General features: G+C 44.1%; 19 protein-coding genes and 1 pseudogene. 11 read left to right on the top strand and 9 right to left on the bottom strand.

Annotation, left to right across the window (positions count from 1 at the left end):
• Positions 1-82 precede the first annotated feature (82 nt).
• Both V756_RS0106725 and V756_RS0106720 read left to right on the top strand, forming a co-directional pair.
• Positions 83-1,471 carry an alkaline phosphatase family protein gene (locus tag V756_RS0106725; protein ID WP_024714012.1) on the top strand — a complete coding sequence of 463 codons (1,389 nt, stop codon included), beginning with the start codon at positions 83-85 and terminating at the stop codon, positions 1,469-1,471.
• Between the two features lie 65 nt (positions 1,472-1,536).
• Positions 1,537-2,241, top strand: coding sequence for a membrane lipoprotein lipid attachment site-containing protein (locus V756_RS0106720; protein ID WP_024714011.1), 705 nt, complete (start codon positions 1,537-1,539; stop codon positions 2,239-2,241).
• A 41-nt stretch (positions 2,242-2,282) separates the two neighbouring features.
• Here the strand turns inward: V756_RS0106720 and V756_RS0106715 are convergent, their stop codons facing one another.
• From V756_RS0106715 to V756_RS0106705, 3 genes are all read right to left on the bottom strand, one after another.
• Entirely contained in the window at positions 2,283-3,470 is a 1,188-nt protein-coding gene (locus V756_RS0106715) for a macrolide family glycosyltransferase (protein WP_024714010.1), read from the bottom strand.
• Between the two features lie 159 nt (positions 3,471-3,629).
• A complete protein-coding gene (locus V756_RS0106710; RefSeq protein ID WP_024714009.1) occupies positions 3,630-4,892 on the bottom strand; it encodes a glycoside hydrolase family 18 protein in 1,263 nt (420 codons plus the stop codon).
• A gap of 125 nt (positions 4,893-5,017) precedes the next feature.
• Positions 5,018-5,692, bottom strand: a complete 675-nt coding sequence (locus V756_RS0106705; RefSeq protein ID WP_024714008.1) for a GntR family transcriptional regulator — start codon at positions 5,690-5,692, stop codon at positions 5,018-5,020.
• 248 nt (positions 5,693-5,940) lie between these two features.
• On the opposite strand from V756_RS0106705, the gene V756_RS0106700 reads away from it, so the two are divergent.
• On the top strand, positions 5,941-6,678 hold the full coding sequence (locus tag V756_RS0106700; RefSeq protein ID WP_024714007.1) for a sulfite exporter TauE/SafE family protein: 738 nt from the start codon (positions 5,941-5,943) through the stop codon (positions 6,676-6,678).
• Between the two features lie 35 nt (positions 6,679-6,713).
• On the opposite strand, the gene V756_RS0106695 is transcribed toward V756_RS0106700, so the two are convergent.
• Together V756_RS0106695 and V756_RS1000000124330 are read right to left on the bottom strand one after the other, a co-directional pair.
• Complete coding sequence (locus tag V756_RS0106695; protein ID WP_024714006.1) at positions 6,714-7,922, bottom strand: Bcr/CflA family efflux MFS transporter; 1,209 nt, start codon at positions 7,920-7,922, stop codon at positions 6,714-6,716.
• Positions 7,923-8,161: 239 nt separating this feature from the next.
• Positions 8,162-8,353: pseudogene (locus V756_RS1000000124330) on the bottom strand (branched-chain amino acid ABC transporter permease); the annotation flags it as partial.
• 203 nt (positions 8,354-8,556) lie between these two features.
• On the opposite strand from V756_RS1000000124330, the gene V756_RS0106685 reads away from it, so the two are divergent.
• On the top strand, positions 8,557-9,051 hold the full coding sequence (locus V756_RS0106685) for a MarR family transcriptional regulator (RefSeq protein ID WP_081719794.1): 495 nt from the start codon (positions 8,557-8,559) through the stop codon (positions 9,049-9,051).
• Positions 9,052-9,066: 15 nt separating this feature from the next.
• Positions 9,067-9,696: a nitroreductase family protein gene (locus tag V756_RS0106680; RefSeq protein WP_014112842.1), complete on the top strand. Its 630-nt coding sequence runs from the start codon at positions 9,067-9,069 to the stop codon at positions 9,694-9,696.
• 37 nt (positions 9,697-9,733) lie between these two features.
• Here V756_RS0106680 and V756_RS0106675 read toward each other — a convergent pair whose 3' ends face one another.
• The 4 genes from V756_RS0106675 to V756_RS0106660 form a co-directional block, all read right to left on the bottom strand.
• On the bottom strand, positions 9,734-10,474 hold the full coding sequence (locus V756_RS0106675; protein WP_024714004.1) for an SDR family oxidoreductase: 741 nt from the start codon (positions 10,472-10,474) through the stop codon (positions 9,734-9,736).
• 20 nt (positions 10,475-10,494) lie between these two features.
• Positions 10,495-11,097, bottom strand: coding sequence for a TetR/AcrR family transcriptional regulator (locus V756_RS0106670; protein WP_024714003.1), 603 nt, complete (start codon positions 11,095-11,097; stop codon positions 10,495-10,497).
• Between the two features lie 134 nt (positions 11,098-11,231).
• Complete coding sequence (locus V756_RS0106665) at positions 11,232-13,892, bottom strand: MMPL family transporter (protein WP_024714002.1); 2,661 nt, start codon at positions 13,890-13,892, stop codon at positions 11,232-11,234.
• Positions 13,889-14,347 (bottom strand): MarR family transcriptional regulator, encoded by a 459-nt coding sequence (locus V756_RS0106660; RefSeq protein WP_024714001.1) that lies wholly within the window; start codon positions 14,345-14,347, stop codon positions 13,889-13,891. Before V756_RS0106660 ends, V756_RS0106665 begins: the two co-directional genes overlap by 4 nt.
• A gap of 163 nt (positions 14,348-14,510) precedes the next feature.
• Between V756_RS0106660 and dinB the strand changes: the two genes are divergently transcribed.
• From dinB to cotP, 6 genes are all read left to right on the top strand, one after another.
• Complete coding sequence (gene dinB / locus V756_RS0106655; RefSeq protein WP_024714000.1) at positions 14,511-15,023, top strand: damage-inducible protein DinB; 513 nt, start codon at positions 14,511-14,513, stop codon at positions 15,021-15,023.
• 179 nt (positions 15,024-15,202) lie between these two features.
• On the top strand, positions 15,203-16,579 hold the full coding sequence (locus V756_RS0106650; protein ID WP_024713999.1) for an amino acid permease: 1,377 nt from the start codon (positions 15,203-15,205) through the stop codon (positions 16,577-16,579).
• 319 nt (positions 16,580-16,898) lie between these two features.
• The gene (gene vmlR / locus V756_RS0106645; protein ID WP_024713998.1) at positions 16,899-18,542 is read left to right on the top strand and encodes an ABC-F type ribosomal protection protein VmlR; all 1,644 of its coding nucleotides are present in this window, start codon (positions 16,899-16,901) and stop codon (positions 18,540-18,542) included.
• A 341-nt stretch (positions 18,543-18,883) separates the two neighbouring features.
• Complete coding sequence (locus V756_RS0106635; RefSeq protein WP_003243854.1) at positions 18,884-19,156, top strand: spore germination protein; 273 nt, start codon at positions 18,884-18,886, stop codon at positions 19,154-19,156.
• Between the two features lie 13 nt (positions 19,157-19,169).
• Positions 19,170-19,412, top strand: a complete 243-nt coding sequence (locus V756_RS0106630) for a spore germination protein (protein WP_024713996.1) — start codon at positions 19,170-19,172, stop codon at positions 19,410-19,412.
• Positions 19,413-19,424: 12 nt separating this feature from the next.
• Positions 19,425-19,856 carry a spore coat protein CotP gene (cotP, locus tag V756_RS0106625; RefSeq protein ID WP_024713995.1) on the top strand — a complete coding sequence of 144 codons (432 nt, stop codon included), beginning with the start codon at positions 19,425-19,427 and terminating at the stop codon, positions 19,854-19,856.
• Positions 19,857-19,866 lie beyond the last annotated feature (10 nt).

The raw sequence follows: 19,866 nt of genomic DNA, 5'->3' as shown, positions 1-19,866 counted from the left end.
AAAATCGATTAATATTAGCTTAACAGTTTAAAAATATAATGAGGTTGTAATTGAGATACATATATTTTAGGAGGTTATCCAGTTGAAAAAATTCCCGAAGAAATTACTGCCTATCGCGGTTTTATCATCTATTGCGTTCAGCAGCTTAGCCAGCGGAAGTCTTCCTGAAGCCAGCGCCCAGGAAAAGAAAAAGGGGAACCAAGGCGAAACGAAGAATGTTATCGTTCTGATTGGTGATGGAATGGGTGTGTCTTATACGTCTGCTTATCGCTACTTAAAGGATAATCAAAAGACAAAAACTGTGGAGCCTACGGCTTTTGACCAATATTTAGTCGGCCAGCAAACGACTTATCCCGATGATCCTGAGGAAAACGTGACAGATTCTGCAGCCGCGGCAACGGCTATGTCTGCGGGAATTAAAACATACAATAATGCGATTGCGGTGGATAACGACGGGTCAGAGGCCAAAACAGTACTTGAAGCGGCGAAAGAAAAAGGAAAATCAACTGGGCTTGTGGCCACTTCAGAAATTACACACGCCACTCCCGCCTCTTTCGGTTCACATGATCACAGCCGGAAAAATATGAACTCCATTGCCAATGATTATTTCGATGAAATGGTCAACGGCAAGCACAAAATTGATGTCCTTCTCGGCGGAGGAAAAAGCAATTTTGATCGCAAGGACCGCAATTTGATCAAGGAATTCAAAAAAGCGGGATACAGCTATGTGGATAACCGCAAGGACATGCTGAAAAATAAAGACAGCCAAATTCTCGGCCTATTCGCTGACGGCGGCCTTCCTAAAAAGATTGACCGCACGAAGGACATTCCTTCATTAAAAGATATGACAAACACAGCGATTAAAAAATTAAGCAAGGATAAAGACGGTTTCTTCCTCATGGTGGAAGGCAGTCAGATTGACTGGGCGGGACATGACAATGATATCGTCGGCGCCATGAGTGAGATGGAAGACTTCGAACAAGCTTATAAGGCGGCTATTGATTTTGCCAAAAAAGACAAACACACATTAGTTGTCGCAACGGCTGACCACTCCACCGGCGGGTATTCCATTGGTGCGGACGGTATCTACAACTGGTTCAGTGAACCCATTAAAGCGGCAAAGCGCACACCTGACTTTATGGCAGAAAAAATCGCTGACGGCGCGGATGTTGAAAAGACACTAAAAACATACATCGATCAAAAGAAATTGGCTCTAACAAAAGCCGAAATTCAATCTGTTGAAGAAGCAGCCAAATCGAAGGAAGTGCAGGATATCGATAATGCGATCGAGACCATTTTCAATAAACGCTCACACACCGGCTGGACAACAGGCGGACATACCGGTGAAGATGTTCCCGTCTATGCGTACGGTCCGTCTAGTGAGACATTTGCCGGCCAAATCGATAATACAAAAATCGCCAAAAATGTCTTCAAGGCTTTACAATACAACATTAAGATTAACGATAAGTAAAAGAATACAAGGTGGCCCGTTGCTTGTGTGAAGTAACGGGCTTTCTTTTTAATGGAGGAATCATCATGAAAAGAATTCTTTCAATTTTTATTTTTGCCATCATACTTGCGGGCTGCTCAGCAAACGTAAGTTCAGAAAAACCAAATACGGGCGGAGAGCAAGCGGTAAAAGCCACAAAGCAAAACACGTCCTCTCAAAAAGACAGTTCAGATGAGTATCAGCCTAATTCCCAAGTAACCGATGACCGGTCATTGCTGAAGGTTGGCCAAACGTTTTCTGATGACAAGGGAAAAGCCGTCTTAAAGAATATCAAGCAAGTGAATCAAACATATAAAATGGGCGATGTGGAGCTAACAGTAAAAGAAATGAAGCTGATTCATTTGCGCCCGGACTACAGCATGATTGATTATTTTCACGTGTTAACGCACGATGAAGAGTTTGATTTCGTTAAGATCTTCGTTGAGATCAAAAACACATCTTCAAAGAAAGTAAATGTTGCGCCGATTGCCTTGCTGAAAACAAATACAGGGGAAGCCTTTGATTGGAACAAGGATATTTATCTGGAAGGATTAAATGGTGAATTGGAAGACAGAGCCGAAAAGTCCGGAAACCTCGGCTTTATTGTGAACGCACCAAGCGGCCATGCCCATGATAAAGGTGCTGATAAGAAAAAAGCGGAGATTAAGTGGATCGAAATCACAACAAGTGACGTCTTTGACCACAATCATAAGAAAATCAGCGATGCTCAAAAGATCAAGATCAAGTTTTAAAAAATGAACTCCCGTGCCAAATAGATACGGGAGTTCTTTGCTTATATGTTTTTTTGACGAATCAATTCATCAATCCGCTCCAGCACTTCTTCCATGTCCGTGCACTCTTTGAAGCTTTGATTGATTTTTTTAATGCCTGCCGTATACTGATCGCTGTGTAAAACCTCATCAACAGCCTGTTTTAATATTTGGACATTGACTTCATCTTTAGAGATGACATAGCCTGCATGGAGTTCAGAGAGGCGCTGCGCCACCATCGGCTGATCCTTGTCATGAGGCATGACAACCAGCGGCACGCTGAAATGAATGCCTTCATTTACGCTGTTCATTCCTCCGTGTGTAATAAACACATCAGCATGCTCCAGCACTTCCAGCTGAGGGACATACGGAGCGACGATAAAGTTTTCCGGCGCCTGCTTTAATTTGGTCAGATCCGCTTTTTCTCCGGCAGCGATGATGACTTTTCCGTTAAATCCGGAAAATGCGTCAATACAAAGGTTGAAGAATTCCTCCGTATTGTTCAGAACCGTCCCCATGGAAATATAAATGACCTTTTCACCTTTTAGCTGTTCAATCGGGAAATCTGTATTCTCCGCTCTCTTCGGAAAGCTCGGACCGATAAACAGACATTCATCCCCGAAACGATCGCTTTCAGGCTGAAAATAACGGCTTGTATACACCACATTCAATTCCCCTTGATTGTTCATGAATTGAACCATGTTTTTCGGGGCGACACCATACATTTTTTTCATTTTTGCCAAAAGGTCTTCGCACTCTTGATCCACTTCAAGCGGTGCTCCTGATTCCGGATGCAGCGGCAGGGTTTTCAGATGCTCTTCGCCAAACAGGAAGGACGCTGATGAAGAAACACCCGGGATATCTAAGTAGTCCCTCACCAACTCTCCCGCGCCGAATTTATCATAATACACAAAATCAAATTGAATGTTCTTAGATAAGTCTTTCACAATTTGTAAAATATCCAGCGAGGTTTTGATATGGATTTTTAAGAAATCAAGAATGCCATTGGGCGAACCGATATGAATAGGTGTTGTTCGCAGCAGATCCCGATGAAGATGGACAGTTGCTCCGACTGCTTCTAATCGTTTTTTGTATTTTTCAGTGGAAATATAATGCACATCATATCCCTTATCGGAAAACGCTTTTGTGATACCTAAGGTAGGATTCACATGGCCTTCCGCAGGAAAATTTAATATTAATACTGATTTCATTTTGACAGCTCCCTCTCACATCGCATTCTGGTGTTTTTATTTGATCAGACACTACTAATCGTAAAATGGGAACGCACCCCCATGCAAGGGACAAATGATTGAACGATTCTGCTCCTGTAGGCTGAATCAAAAAAAGACACCTAGCTCTGGTGCCCCTTTTTATACCTTTCTGATCGTAAAAAATTTCCGCAGAAGCCATGGGCCTGGCGTGAAGCCCAAGGTTAACTGCCAAGCGCCTATAGCCTGCAATCTATATTCGCGGACGATCTGCATCTTCCGGCTCATGCTTCTGACATCTTCAAACCATACTTCGTGCGTTCGCCCCTGCTGATCACTGTACCGGAAAAACGGTGATTGATATTCGGCTGAATATTGGATCGGGGCTTGGTACCTCATCGCTCTTTCGATTGCGTTTTGATTTGAAATCGCTGAAGCAACTGTGCCCGGCTGGTATGGGATGATCCAGTCGTACCCGTAGAGCGGGACTCCGATAATGATTTTTCTGCTCGGCACCTGCGCAATCGCAAACTCAATGGTTCTCCTGATCTCGGTAATGGGTGCTACAGGGCCCGGCTCACTTCCGGCATGATGCCAATCATAAGCCATAATAAACATATAATTGACAACCGCTCCTATTCCTCCGTAATCATAGCCTCTCAGCCATGGAATATTATCATTTGTTTTTGCCGGAACAGCTATTGTCAGCACATACCCTCCCGCCTGAAGACGATTCCTCAGCTGACGTAAAAATCCAGTGAAAAGATCACGGTCCTCGGCGCTTACACGTTCAAAATCGATTGTCACACCGCCATATCCTTTTGTGGATACTAAGTCATAAATATTGTTGACCAGATTGGTTCTTGCTGTCGGGTTATTCAGGACTTGGTGAGCGAGTTCTGTACTGAACCCTGTTGATGTAAGGTTCGTTATGGTGGCAAGCGGGGTCACCCGTCTTTGCCATGTTGCCTGAATAGCGGCCGTGTCATTCAATTGGTTTGCAATGTCGCCGTTAGGTGCAATATGGTATTCGAAAATCGATATCGAAGACGAATATGGCGCATAATCATTGATTAGCTCCCGATCAAGGTCAGGGTTTCGAAGCACGTAAAAACTTAGCGTGCCCGCAATGTAATTTGAAATAGAAGGAATCGTTATTTTTGCTCCCGCTTGTAACGCATTTGGACTGATGCCAGGGTTCGCGGCCCGCAGCCGTTCTAAAGGAACAAACGCTTTTGCTGCAATGGCGGTCAGCGTGTCCCCCGGCTGGACTGTATATACGTAAAGAGGGATAAGCAGAGCCTGCCCCGGCACGATATTTGTCTCTTCTAAACCATTCACACCCCGGATTCGGTCAGCAGAAGCACCGTATCTTCTGCTTATGGAAAACAAAGAATCACCAGGCCCGACGATATGGATAAACATGTTTAACCCCCATTATTCGTTAGTCAATCCATCATAAAATCTTATTAATCGGGTCTCTTATATATGTAGGTAAGCACATAAAAAATACCAAGGGGCGACTTCCCCTTGGTACCTGATCACGAAAATCAATTCTCTTTTCCTTCCTCAAGCACTCGCTTCAAATGCTCACAGTCATGATTGAAATGAGCCATCACATACTGTTTGGCCGCTTCTTTGTTTTTCTTTTTCACTTCTTCAAATATCTTGCGGTGTTCATTCAGTATCGTTTCTGCACGGTGGTCGCCGGTATAATTGAGAATTCTGCAAAAGTGAATCAGATCATTTACATGTTCAAGCAGATTTTTCAAATGCCGGTTATGGCTGAAATCAACAAGCAGCTCATGAAACTTTTGGTTTAAACGGATAATTTCCGTATCTTCCGTGCCATTGTGAATGGCTTTCTCTGTTGCTTCAAGCTGTTTTTCAAGTATGGCAAGCTCTTCTTCAGCCGCTTCGTCTATGACTAATTCGACTGCCAGCTGCTCCAGCGGAATTCTGATTTTATAAATTTCATCAACATCTTTTGCCGTTAACGACGTGATAGAAAATCCATTTCGGTCATCTGCTTTTAACAAACCGTCTTTCTCAAGCAGCCGCATCGCTTCCCTTATCGGTGAGCGGCTGACGCCAAAGCTTTTCGCCAGCTGTGTTTCGTTTATCCGTTCCCCCGGCTTAAAAGTCCCGTTGAAGATCATTTTTTTCAGCTGGTTATAAAATTGCAGGTAGTAAGGAGTCGGTTTGTCTAATTTAAAATCGTCCATATATAATACCTCTTTTGAATATATTCAAGGGCTTTTCTTCATCAAAATCATATAACAGATAGTAATGGGAAGCAACAAACAGCCTTGTCAGATCTCACAATTTAAGGTACGATATGTTTGCTAAACGACGGTCGACGGACTACTGGCAACTGAAAAATCCGCGTGTTTTTCATCGTCAATAGGACACCATACCTCTGCCAAAATAGCGCACTATTATATTTTTATATCTTTTCAATGGAGGACAAAATATGCTCATTATTCTTGTTATGTTTCTTCTCGGAATTATTTTAGGTTTTATTGGTGCCGGGGGAGCAGGCTTTGTCATTGCACTTTTAACGCTTCTTTTCCATATTCCGATTCATACGGCGCTGGGCACTTCCCTCGCCGGCATGGCTTTCACCAGCTTATCAGGGGCGTACAGCCACTATCGTGAGGGCAACATTCAAATAAAAATCGGCTTAACAGTGGGATGCTTTGCTGCGGTTGGCTCATTTTTCGGCGCCAAGCTGACATCTTTTATTCCGGCTGATTTGCTTCACTACTTGACGGCCGGGATGTTGTTTTTATCAGCGATTCTTATCTTAATCAGATTGTTTCTTTTAAAAGAGAAGGCTCAAATGAATCAGAGCACTCTTTCAACGTATACGAGAGCGGTCATCTTAGGAATTGTAGCCGGCATTCTTTCCGGCACGTTCGGCATCGGCTCGGCGCCTTTTATTCAAATCGGTTTAATGATTATGCTGAATCTGTCCATCCGCCATTCCGTTGGAACGACGATGCTTGTGATCATTCCTCTCGCTGTGGGAGGAGGCATCGGATATATCTCAGAAGGATTTGTCGATTATGTCCTGCTGATCAAAGTTCTGGTTGGCACAATGTGCGGTGCCTATGTAGGCGCGAAATTCACCAACCTTATGCCAAAGGCGGTCTTAAAATCAGCCATCTTTTTGACTCCGGCGATTGCGGGCCTGCTGTTGTTATTCTAAATAAACAAAAAAACCTGACGTGACGTCAGGTTTTTTTATGAGTTTTGCTCCGCTCGTTCTTTCGTTAATCCAAAAAACGCGAGCGAGCCGATGACCGCTGTCACAAACATGATCGCTCCCATTGGGATGGCTGTTGTCTCATTAATGCCTACTAGCGGCGACACGATCGAACCGAGGAGCAGCGGAAGCATGCCAAGCATCGCACTTGCGCTCCCGGCGCGGTGCCCCTGCTTTTCCATGGCCAGCGTAAACGTGCTGGTCAGAACCATGCCGATCGTAATCATGTAAATGAAAATGGATATGACTAATGCAGCAAGAGGGCCGTGAATCATCGTCATGGTCAAAAGCACAGCAGTCGCAATCATAGCGGTAATGACGGCCGTGCGAAGGAGACTTTTTTCATGAATGATTCCGCCAAAGCGCCCGATCATAAAGCTGCCCGATATAATCGCCAGGCCGTTAATGCCGAAAAGAATACTAAACACCTGCGGCGACACTCCGTAGATATCCTGGTATACAAAAGGCGTGCCTGACACATATGCGAAGCTTCCCCCGTGAATAAATCCGACCGTTAACGCGTACCCAATAAAGGACCGATCCTTCAGCAGGCTGCCCATCGTTTTAACAGATGTTCCGATTGAGCTTGGAATCCGTTTTTCCGGCGGCAGCGTTTCTTTTAGCCTCAATGCAATCAGAAGAACAAGTAAAAATCCGATGATCATTAACACGTGAAAAATTGTGTGCCATGTTGCGAACGGCAAAAGCAAAATGGCACCGCCTGTCATAGGCGCGACCATTGGCGCAACAGCTGTAATCACCATTAACAGCGAGAAAAATTTAGAAAGCTCTCTTCCGGTAAACACATCGCGGACGATAGCGCGAGACAGCACAAGCCCTGCGGAAGCGGTAAATCCCTGTAAAAAACGCGCGGCCACTAATGTTGTAATATTGGGCGACAGCGCACAAAACAGAGACGATAACGCAAATAAAAAAATACAGATTAATAGCGGTTTCCGCCTTCCCTGTGCGTCACTGACCGGCCCGACGATCAGCTGGCCGATCGTCAGCCCGACCAGACAGGCTGTTAAACTTAATTGTACAAGTGAAGCATTTGCTGATAAATCATCCGCGATTTCAGGAAAACTCGGCAAATACATATCTATATTAAGCGGGCCCAATATAGCAAGCATGCCGAGCAAAAACGCCAATGCCAAGCGTTCTTTTCCAGTTGGATTGTGCAGCATGTTATCAAACCTTCCCTTCAACCTAGTCCCTCATCTAAAATGGATGTCAGCTCCAACGATGGATTGAAGCTGTAAAACATTTGTATATTGTATCATAACTTTCAGCCTGTGAAAGCCGCTTAAAGCTTGAATGAAAGACAGAAAAAAATCAGGGTTTTTCAGCCCTGATCCGGGAAGTGCCAAGCCTATTTTTTATGCCTATAATCGCACACCCGCCATAAGAAGTACACCGCTGATCACAGTAATGGAGCGGTCACCGCAAAATCAAGTCCGAACGATTCGGGATCGGTAATCCGCTTGCCAAAAACAGCACCTGCCACACAAGACAGCACCCTGCACGCATACGCTGTAAGATTTTAGCCGAACATCCAGCGGTCGTTAATCGGCTCGTGTTTGACAATCTTATTGGAAGCAACACCGAACGATTCATCTTCACCATCATCAGGAGCACATGCTCTCTTCCGGAGACGCCTTGCAGTTGGCAGGATCACTCCGCACAGCTACATCAACTCAGCTTTTTTCTGCTGATGTTTTATCCCGAGCCGCAAGGATGACAAAAACCTCCCAGTTTTCATCTCCGAGAGGTTTAAATGTGCAAATGGCTTGCAATCTGAAATCAATCGTTGTATATTAATTGACGTGTCAATCATTGATATATCAATTAATATTTTTGACAAGAAGGAAGGGATGGGTTTTGGCGTCATTTTGTTCAGAGGAAGCCGAGATTTTATATCAGCTGCAAGGCGTGAACAAGGTGATTGGCGTGAAGTTCGAAGCATGCACGGGCATCAGCCAATCTCGTTTGGAATTGCTGACATTGCTTTATCATGCAGATGAGATCAGTCAAAGCGACCTTCAAAAGAAAGTAAATATTGATGGCGCAGCAGTCACGAGGCACCTGAAACAGCTGGAAGCCAAAGGCATGGTCTCAAGACGGCGCAAGCCTGAGGACAACCGTATCACTCTTGTTCGATTAACAGACCAAGGAAGAGAGCGAATCGAGTCCTCCAAGAAAGAAAAGGAGCGTTTCATGAAGGAAATGCTCGCAAATGTAAGTGCAGACGAGCGCCGCCTGCTCATTGATGTGCTGGCGCGCATGCGGAACAACATAAACAATATTGAAGCATAAGAGGAGTGTATCAACATGATAAAAACAAATGATTTTATGGAGATTATGAAAGGACGCCGTTCCATTCGCAACTATGATCCGACAGTGAAAATCAGTAAAGAAGAAATGACAGAAATCTTAGAGGAAGCAACAACCGCGCCTTCTTCTGTTAACGCACAGCCATGGCGTTTTCTCGTCATTGACAGCCCGGAAGGAAAAGAAAAGCTCGCACCGCTCGCAAGCTTTAACCAAACACAAGTCACAACATCATCTGCTGTCATCGCTGTATTTGCAGACATGAACAATGCAGACTACTTAGAAGAAATTTATTCTAAAGCCGTTGAACTCGGTTACATGCCGCAGGAGGTCAAAGACAGACAAATCGCCGCGCTGACTGCTCATTTTGAAAAGCTTCCGGCACAGGTGAACCGTGAAACGATCCTGATTGACGGTGGTCTTGTTTCAATGCAGCTGATGCTGACTGCACGCGCGCACGGTTACGATACAAACCCGATCGGCGGTTACGATAAAGAAAACATCGCAGAAACATTCGGACTAGATAAAGAACGTTATGTACCGGTCATGCTTCTTTCTATCGGAAAAGCAGCAGACGAAGGCTACGCTTCCTACCGTCTGCCGATTGATACAATTGCAGAGTGGAAATAAAACAAAGAGCCCAGGGATATGTCCCGGGCTCTTTGTTTTAAATAAAGCCGCCGTTCACGCGGATCGTCTGGCCTGTAATCCATTGTGATTTTTCACTTACAAGGAACTCGATGACATTTGCAATATCTTCGGGTTCGCCAATACGGCCGAGTGCGACGGTCTTTTTCAGGCCTTCAATTTGCTGCTCGGTTTTGCCCACAGTAAACAGCTCAGTGTTCACCGGCCCAGGCGCAACCGCGTTAATGGTAATTTGCTTTACAGCTAATTCTTTTGCAAGCTGGCGGGTGAATTGCTCGACCGCCCCTTTTGTTCCCGCGTATACGCTGTACGTCGGAAACATTTGACCGACGACGGATGTCGAGAAGTTGATGATTCTCCCCTTTTCCTCCATGTATTTCATCGCTTGCTGGCAGGCGAAAAACGTTCCTTTTACATTGAGATTAAACTGCTTGTCGAAGTCTTCCTCTGTGACTTCTTCGATTGGCTGATAAATATTGACGCCCGCATTGTTGATTAAAATATCTACTTTTCCAAAGGCCTCGATGGTTTTTGTAAACAACGACTCGACGCCGGCTACCTTGCTGAGGTCGGCTTGGATGGCTACAGCTTCTCCGCCCTTTTTCTTAATGCCTTCCACAGCCTCTTCCGCTTTTTCCGGGCTGCTTGAAAAATTAACTGCGACTTTGATGCCGAGATCAGCCAGCTGTTCGGCAATCGCACGGCCTATCCCTCTTGAAGCCCCCGTTACTATCGCTGTTTTTCCTTTCACCTGTTCCATGTATGTCACCCTCCGATTGATTACGATTTTTCTGTAAAAGCCAAAAAACCATTTTCAAGCAATGACCAAACACTTTCAAATTCCTCTTCAATCGTGCCTTTTTTCCACTCGTACGCATGAGCGGGATGGTGAAAACGTTCTGTTGCGAAAAAAATGCCTCGCGCGAGCACTTCATGATCATTTGATTTCGTGTCACATTCCTTCAAAAGGACACTCAGCTGCTTGACCATATGAACAATGCTATTATTGACCATCTCAGAGCATTCCCCCGTCACTTTCGCATACATGGCAAATAATTCTTCATCTTCAGCAGCATAATACTGCTTAAGTGTAAACAATTTTTTGATATAAGCTTTCACATGCGCAGCGCCTTTTAGTGAAGAATCCTCATATACAGCGGTAAGAGGCGCGATGATCTTTTCATTGAGCCACATTTCAGTCGCCGCTTCTAAAATCTCTTTTTTGCTTTTGAAATGGCGATAGATCGTTCCATGGCTTACATGTAATGCTTTCGCTACATCCGTGATTGATGTTTTGGCGACACCAAAACGCCTTAATGTTTCTTCTGTCGCTGTCAGTATTTGTTTTTTGGTTAACACGTCACCTTCTGAAGATCTATTCATAGTGCTGCGGCTTTTCAGGGCCGCATGAGACACCTCCTTGAGGACATATTAGCAGAACCAAAAACAAATGACAAATATTTATTTTTGTCATTTGTTATAAAAAAAGAGTGATGAAATTCATCACTCCTTCTCGATTATTCTTTTACTTTCTTCCTGCCAAACGGCCACCAGTTCCCTTCCCCAAAGGTCACAATGATTGCCGGCATGAACAGCGGAAGAATGACAAGGCCGTACAGCAAGAGTCCGATAATGATGACACTTGCCACCTGCATCAGCGTATTGACGCCTGAAGGCATCATCGCCGCGAACGTGCCGGCCAAAATAATGGCAGCCGTTATAATGACCGACCCCATTTTACTCATTGATCTGACGACACCCTGCTCAATGCCCATTCGCACCTCTTCCTTAAATCGGTCCAGCAGGAAGATTGAATAATCCACGCCTAACGCGATCAAGATAACAAAGCTGAAGAACGGTACTGCCCAGCTGATGCCGGCGTTTCCTAAGCCGTTTACAAATATTAATTCTGTGATCGATATCGACGTATAGTACGTCAGCAGCAATGACGCAATCATATAAATCGGCATGATCATGGAGCGGAACAAAATGGTTAACACGATAAACAGGCCAATAATCATGATCACCATTGTTCTGGAGAAGTCCGTTGTGGACAGTTCTTTTAAGTCTGCGTTCATACTCGTGACCCCGCCGTATACGATCTGAGAGTCCTCGAAAGGAGTGCCGTCAACTTCGTTTGCCACGGCTTTTTTGATCTGGTTTATTGTCGCAATGGCTTGTTCTGAATAAGGATTGGAATCCAGGACGATGCTTAATTGCACGCCTTTTCCGTCTGCAAAGGAATACTGGTCAATGGCCTTCTTGAAGTCTTTGTCCTTCATAACTTGGTCAGGAAGGAATATGCCTGTATCCCTTACGGTTGGGCTTTTGCTCATGTCCTTTAACACATCACTGGAAGCTGTCATGCCGTCAGAGATTTTTGTCAGGCCGTCATTTGCGCTCTTTACGCCATCGGCAAGCTTCTTCAAGTTTTCAGACAAGGTTCCGGCTTGCGCCTGCTGGCCTGAAAGCTTCTGGTTCGCTTGTTCAAGTCCGGCTTGAACCTGGCCTAGCTGTCCGCTGATTGCTGTAAGCTGCTGTGCGGTCTGTGCAGCAGTATTGCCGGTTTGAGAAACCTGTTTGCTGACGAGCTGCAGCTGCTGATTGATTTTGCCCAAGCCCTCTGCCGCATCGCCAAGTGAACCGCCGGAGCCGCTATTTGAGGCTGAACCGGTTTGCCCCGCCATTTGATTCAATCCATTTTCTATATCTGTTAAACCGCTTTGGACATCGGCAATTCCTTTCACCGTCTTATCCAGTCCGTCTGAAACTGAGCCTAGCTGTTTATCAATATATAAATCTTTGATTTTTTCACCGGTCGGCTGTGTGATGGTCATGACAGAGTCAACATGATCGACTTTTTCGATCGCTTTGCTGATGTTTCCGAGATAAGGGATTGTATCAGCTGTTGTGAGATCTTTGTCTCCTTTCACGACAACATTGATCGGAAACGCTTTTCCTTCACCGAATCCATCCTTAATGGCCTCAAGAGCTTTTATGGATTTATAATCGCTGCTGATTTCCGCAGTCGAGTCGAATGAAATCTGGTCATCATAGGTCAAGATGAACGGAAGTGTGATCATGACCGTGATGACAATAAACAGAAACGGACGAGCGACGGAATGTCTGCCGAGAAACGCCCATAACTTATTGTCACTGTGCGACAGCACTTTCTTAGAAGGCCAGAATAATTTTTCCCCAAGCGTCACCATAAATAATGGCAGCAATGTGTAGAGGATGATCATTAGAATTCCGACACCAACTGCGACTCCCACTGCGGATTGGAAAATCGCAAACTTCGCAAATCCTAAGGCGGAAAATCCGATCAATACCGCAAATCCGCTGATAAATAAGGTTTTTCCTCCTGTACGGTAGGCGATAAGCGCCGCTTCTTTTTTGTCATGACCGTTTGCCAATTCTTCACGGAATCGGGTCAGAAGCAGAATGCAGTAATCTGTTCCGATACCGAACAGGATGGCGACTAAGAAGGTTTGGGTAAACGTCGAGATTGGGAAATCAACATTGTACACAAGGATGCCAAGTATGGATTGACTGATCAGATACGAGAAACCGACAACAACAATCGGGATACAAGGCGTCACAACAGATCGGAACACGATCAGCAGTAAACCGATGATCAGGCAGACTGTGATCACTTCCGTTTTCTTAAGCCCTTCCTCCGAGCTGTGGGCGAAATCCTGATTGATGAGAGAAGCTCCCGTAATATACGCTGTCAAATCATCAGGGACGATTTTATAAATGTCATCCGCGATTTTTTCCGCTTTTTTATCGGAACCTGTGATCGTAACAGGAATGAGGACGGTTTTCTTGTCTTTTGATATCAATTGGTCTTTGACTTCTTTTTCCGCTGTCAGAGGAGACGTGACCTCTTCCACACCGTCGATCTTTTTGATTTTATCGATCATGGCGCGGAGCTGGTCCTCTGTTTCTTTCTTTAAAGCGTGGTTTAAAGGAAAGACTACACTGATCGAATGATTGTCTTCTCCTGCTTGTTTTAAAATGGCGTTTGCTCTTTCTGAAACAGCATCAGCGGGAAGCTGGGCCTGCCCCTTTTGATTGGCCAGCTCCGTCAAGTTCGGAGAAAATAAACTCAATACGACGGTAAGTGCCAATATAACGGCTGCAATTGCCCATTTGAATTTGATGATGGCTCTCATTCTGCAGAATCTCCTCCTTTAAATTTGCTTTTGAGAATGGTGAATAACTCTATGATGGAATTCAAATGTTCCTCGTCTATATCATCGATCAGCTCCTTAAGAGCGTTAAAGATGGCTGCATCTAACTCTTCCATGATGTGTTCACCGCTGGCTGTGATGTTAATCAGCTTAGAGCGCTTATCACTTTTCACCGGACAGTCATCCCATTCAACAAAACCCTTATCGATCAGCTTTTTCAGTCTGTTAGAAATCGCGCTCTTATGTACATTTTGATACATGGCCAGACTGCCGGGAGAGGCTGGGCCTTTGACTTTTAAGATTTTCAACAGGTCTGCTTGTTCCTTTGAGATATGCTTGAAGACATCCTGATTGATTTCACGATGCACAAATTCTGTCCCTTCAAGCAATACTTCCACAAACAGGTTTATCGCCTGACATAGCTTTTGTTCATTCAACATCTTCCCCTCCTCATTATAGTTTATCCCTCTAAACTTTATGATCAATGGTAATTAGTTTATTCCCCTAAACTATGTCTGTCAATATATTTTATTTTCGAATCCAACCGGAACGTTTGTTCGTGTATAATAGGAGTTATCAACGCGAAAGGGGAAAATGAACATGTCAGATTTTTTATTAAAACTGTATGAATATAACGTGTGGGCCAATCAGCAAATATTCAACCGATTAAAAGAGCTGCCAAAAGAGGTGTACCGCCAAGACATGCAAAGTGTGTTTCCGTCGATCTCCCATGTGCTGTCTCATGTGTATCTTTCTGATCTCGGCTGGATTGAAGTGTTTTCCGGCAAAAACATGAACGATGCTTTGGCGTTAGCTGAACAGCTTAAAGAGCAGACAGAGGCAAAAGAAATGGAGGAAATGGAAGACCTGTTTCTGAAGATATCCGAGCGATATACATTATTTTTACAGCAAAAAGAACAGCTTAATAAACCTCTCCACATTCAAAACCCCTCAGGCGGAATCATGAAGACGGCTGTTTCCGAGCTGGTTCCCCACGTTGTCAATCATGGGACATACCACCGCGGCAATATCGCGGCAATGCTGCGGCAAGCAGGATACGCGTCCGCTCCGACAGATTACGGGCTCTACCTGTATATGAAAAAACAGAATTAGCATAAAAGAAAGCGGCGCCTAAATGGAGCCGCTTTTTTATGGATGCATAGTCCAAATCACATTAAAATTTCTTTTCATATTTCCTGTATAGTAAAAAAGATAGAAATTTTAGTGTTATAATAATCATTAAAACATATTGCTGACTCAAATAAACAATTTTCAATGGAGGAACAAACAAAGTGACAGATGACATGAGGAAAGACAATATAAATCAGCAAAAATTGGAGAGAGGCTTAAAAAACAGGCACATCCAGCTCATCGCCATCGGCGGGGCCATTGGGACGGGTTTATTTCTCGGCTCAGGAAAATCGATTCATTTTGCCGGACCATCGATTTTATTTGCTTACATGATCACGGGAATCATTTGCTTTTTAATTATGAGATCGCTGGGTGAACTGCTGTTATCGAATTTGAACTATCACTCCTTTGTTGATTTTGTACAAGATTATTTAGGTGATATGGCAGCCTTTATCACCGGCTGGACCTATTGGTTCTGCTGGATTTCCATTGCGATGGCTGATCTGACAGCCGTCGGGCTTTACACTCAATATTGGCTCCCGGGTGTGCCGCAATGGGTGCCCGGCTTAATCGCTCTCATTATTTTACTGATTATGAACCTGGCAACCGTCAAGCTTTTTGGAGAATTGGAATTTTGGTTTGCTTTAATTAAAGTCATTGCTATTTTAGCGCTGATCGTCATTGGCCTTGTGATGATTTTCAAAGGTTTTTCCACAAGCTCAGGGGTCTCCAGTTTCACAAATCTCTGGAGCCATGGAGGCATGTTCCCGAATGGCATTCACGGGTTTATCCTTTCATTCCAAATGGTTGTATTTGCCTTTGTCGGCATTGAGCTGGTCGGACTTACGGCCGGTGAAACAGAAAACCCTGAAAAAGTCATCCCTAAGGCGATCAACAATATCCCTGTCCGGGTGCTGCTTTTCTATATTGGCGCTCTTCTTGTGATTATGAGCATATATCCTTGGGATGTCATCAATCCAAGCGAGAGTCCATTCGTACAAGTATTCGTCGCGGTTGGCATCGTCGGGGCGGCAAGCATTATCAACTTTGTGGTATTGACATCTGCTGCTTCAGCTTGCAACAGCGCTGTCTTCAGTACAAGCCGTATGGTCTATTCACTGGCGAAAGATAACAATGCGCCTGAATCCATGGCGAAACTGACTCAGCGAAAAGTGCCCAGCAATGCGTTGTTCTTTTCAGCTATCGTGATTTTAATCGGTGTCACGTTAAACTACATCATGCCAGAAGGCGTATTCACCCTGATCACAAGCATTTCAACCGTCTGCTTTATCTATATTTGGGGTATTACGATCATCTGCCATATGAAATACCGGAAAACAAGACCTGAATTAGCAAAAACAAACAAGTTCAAGCTTCCGCTTTATCCGTATACAAATTACGTGATTCTTGCGTTCTTGGCGTTTATTCTTGTAGTGCTAGCATTGGCTCAGGATACTCGTGTTTCCTTATTTGTCACACCGGTTTGGTTTATTTTGCTGATTGTGATTTATAAAGTGAGAAAAGCGAAGCATCAATAAGCTCGCGGCTCCTGCCTCAAAAATGAGAGCAGGAGTTTTTTTGATGAAAATGACCTTTGCTTTTGAATTTGAAGGTATGCTATAGTGTGTGTAATGAAAACAAGAAGGGATGATGGGTGGACAATGATTAACTAATCTTATTTTGCCGTTTGAAATCAATATTTCAAATCAGAAAAAATAGGATTAGTCTGCCCATTTTCTATATATACGATATGGCTATTTATAAAAAATAGCTTATTTGATCATGCAAGGCGCGGCTAATCCTTCCAACACATTTGGGAGGATTTTTTTGATTCTCCCTTTAAAGCGAGGGATATCGATGAAAGAGATCGTAACATTAACGAACGTCAGCTATGAAGTGAAGGATCTGACTGTTTTTAAAAACGTAAATGCCAGTGTTCAGCAAGGGGATATTATTGGTATTATCGGCAAAAACGGCGCTGGGAAATCTACGTTGCTGCACCTCATACACAATGACTTAGCTCCTGCACAGGGACAAATCCGACGGCAGGATGTAAAAATGGCGGTGGTTGAACAAGAAACCGCGTCGTATTCCTTTGCGGATCAGACACCCGCCGAAAAGAAACTGCTGGAGAAATGGCGTGTACCCGTTCGTGATTTCCAACAATTAAGCGGCGGTGAAAAACTGAAAGCAAGGCTGGCGAAAGGACTGTCAGACGATGCAGACCTTTTACTCTTAGATGAACCGACAAACCACCTTGATGAAGAAAGCTTGCAATTTCTTATTCAAGAGCTAAAAAGTTACAGAGGGACTGTGATTCTTGTTTCTCACGATCGTTATTTTTTAGATGAAGCCGCAACAAAAATATGGTCGCTCGAAGCTCAAACCCTGATTGAATTCAAAGGAAACTACTCTGGGTATATGAAGTTCCGGGAAAAGAAAAGACTCGCCCAGCAGCGTGAATATGAAAAGCAGCAAAAAACGGCAGAACGGATTGAAGCGCAAATGAATAAGCTTGCTTCATGGTCGGAAAAAGCCCATGCCCAATCGACGAAAAAGGAAGGGTTTAAAGAATATCACCGTGTCAAAGCGAAGCGTACGGACGCCCAAATTAAATCCAAGCGGAAGCGGCTTGAACAAGAGCTGGAAAAAGCAAAGGCGGAACCCGTTGAGCCGGAATATACTGTCAGCTTTTCAATTGATACGACCAAAAAAACAGGAAAACGTTTTTTAGAAGTTCAGCATGTAACGAAGGCTTTTGGCGAAAGAATCCTCTTTCAAAACGCACATTTTACAATTCAGCACGGCGAAAAAGTTGCGATCATAGGCCCCAATGGCAGCGGAAAAACAACATTGCTGAAAATCATTCTGGGACAGGAAACGGCTGAGGGAAGTGTATGGGTGTCTCCATCCGCAAATATCGGCTATTTAACGCAGGAAGTGTTTGATTTGCCTTTAGAACAAACACCTGAAGAGCTATTTCATAATGAAACATACAAAGCAAGAGGACACGTTCAAACCCTGATGAGACACTTAGGTTTTACAGCTTCTCAATGGACGGAGCCGATCAAGCATATGAGTATGGGTGAGCGGGTAAAGGTCAAGCTGATGGCGTATATGCTGGAGGAAAAAGACGTGCTGATTTTAGATGAGCCGACAAACCATCTCGACCTGCCGTCACGCGAGCAGCTGGAAGAAACACTGTCACACTATAGCGGCACATTGCTGGCGGTGTCACATGACCGCTACTTTCTCGAAAAAACAACAAGCAGTAAACTCGTCATCTCGGACAATGGCATCAAAAAGCAATTGAGTGACGTTCCAGCGGAAAGAAATAACCGGGAGGAGCTTCGGTTAAAGCTGGAGACAGAAAGACAAGAAGTACTGGGAAAGCTCAGTTTTATGACGCCGAATGATAAAGGCTATAAGGAGCTGGATCAGGCTTTCACTGAACTTACGAAGCGGATGAAAGAGCTGGATCAATCAGATCAAGAAGACTGAATGGGGATCGCATTGAATGATAGGAAAAAGGACAACCGCCGTTGTCCTTTTTTCTTTATATTTTCAAAACCTCCGTGATCTTAACATCAAGTATGAAACAATAACGTATGGAGTGTTGGCTTACTGCGAACCCGCTCCGACTCTTGCATTCTCTCCTTTATTTTTAGGAATTCATTCAGGTGTTTTTCAGTTGTTTCTTTCCTTTTGCATTTGATTTCAAAGTGAATTTTTTTAACGAGCATCACTCCCGGGCGAGGCAGAGTTTCGCCTATAATTACAAGGAACAATTGGGTGCGGCGGCGCATACTGTACTGTACAGAATCATGGAAGGGTGTGATAGGATGCCGTCTACAGTAATCAACCTGTATTATTTGAAGATCAACAGCATTTCGGGCAATGGTTCAATTACAATAGGCGAAGCCGCATATAACAGCCCTACCAACAACCAAAAATCTCAAGGAACCAATTCTTCTTTCGGTGATACATCACCTACAGAATCCGTAATGGAAAATTTCTTAAACGATCCTGATGTAAATGACCAGACATCTATCGGCAACTCTGATACATCCAATGTTAATGCTCCTCCGATTGCACCACCGCCAATTTTAGACTAAAGGGGTTTCGTTTATGCCATATCAAATTAACATCGCAAATATTAAGATCAACGGCGTCACGCAAAACGGAAATATAGATGTCGGCCCAACCGTGCACAACAGCCATACAGCGAACAGCAAATACTTTGGAGCAAACTTTTCCTTAGGTGATCTTTCGCCAACGTCTTCACTTTTAAACACTGGAAATATTGATTCAGACGTCAGTGACCAGGACCAAATCGGAAACCCTTCTGCACCGATTTCAAATCAAGTTTAAGGAGAATTTCATATGGATTTCGAAAAAATTCGAAAGTGGCTTGAGATTACGAATGAATATAAGCAAAGTGACTTTTGGACAAATGTACTCAAATATAAAGCTCCTCAGCAATTTTTTAATTCCGATGCTTCTACGCTCGTTTATGACTTTTATCAAGATGAAGAGTATAACTTTATCATTGTGGAAATGCCCGGCGTGTATGAGGAGGAATTAACGATCCGCTTACTTTCTAAAACCGAGCTGCTGATCAAAGGAACCGTCACGCCGGTTTTCCCCGCCGAAATGGAGGTGCAGCGTGAACGGTATTACGGCGAAATTGAGCGGACGATTCAGCTTCCTGAAGCCACTGAATTTCATTTATTACAATTTCAGATGTTAAACGGACTGCTGCACATTTCGTACCCAAGACATGTCGAAAACATTGCGTTCACTAAAGGGCTTTAATAGGCCTTCC

The organism is Bacillus tequilensis KCTC 13622 (assembly GCF_000507145.1).
In the GTDB taxonomy this organism is placed as follows: domain Bacteria; phylum Bacillota; class Bacilli; order Bacillales; family Bacillaceae; genus Bacillus; species Bacillus tequilensis.
Note: the sequence above shows the minus strand (reverse complement) of the source record. Positions and strands in the feature narration are given on the sequence as shown.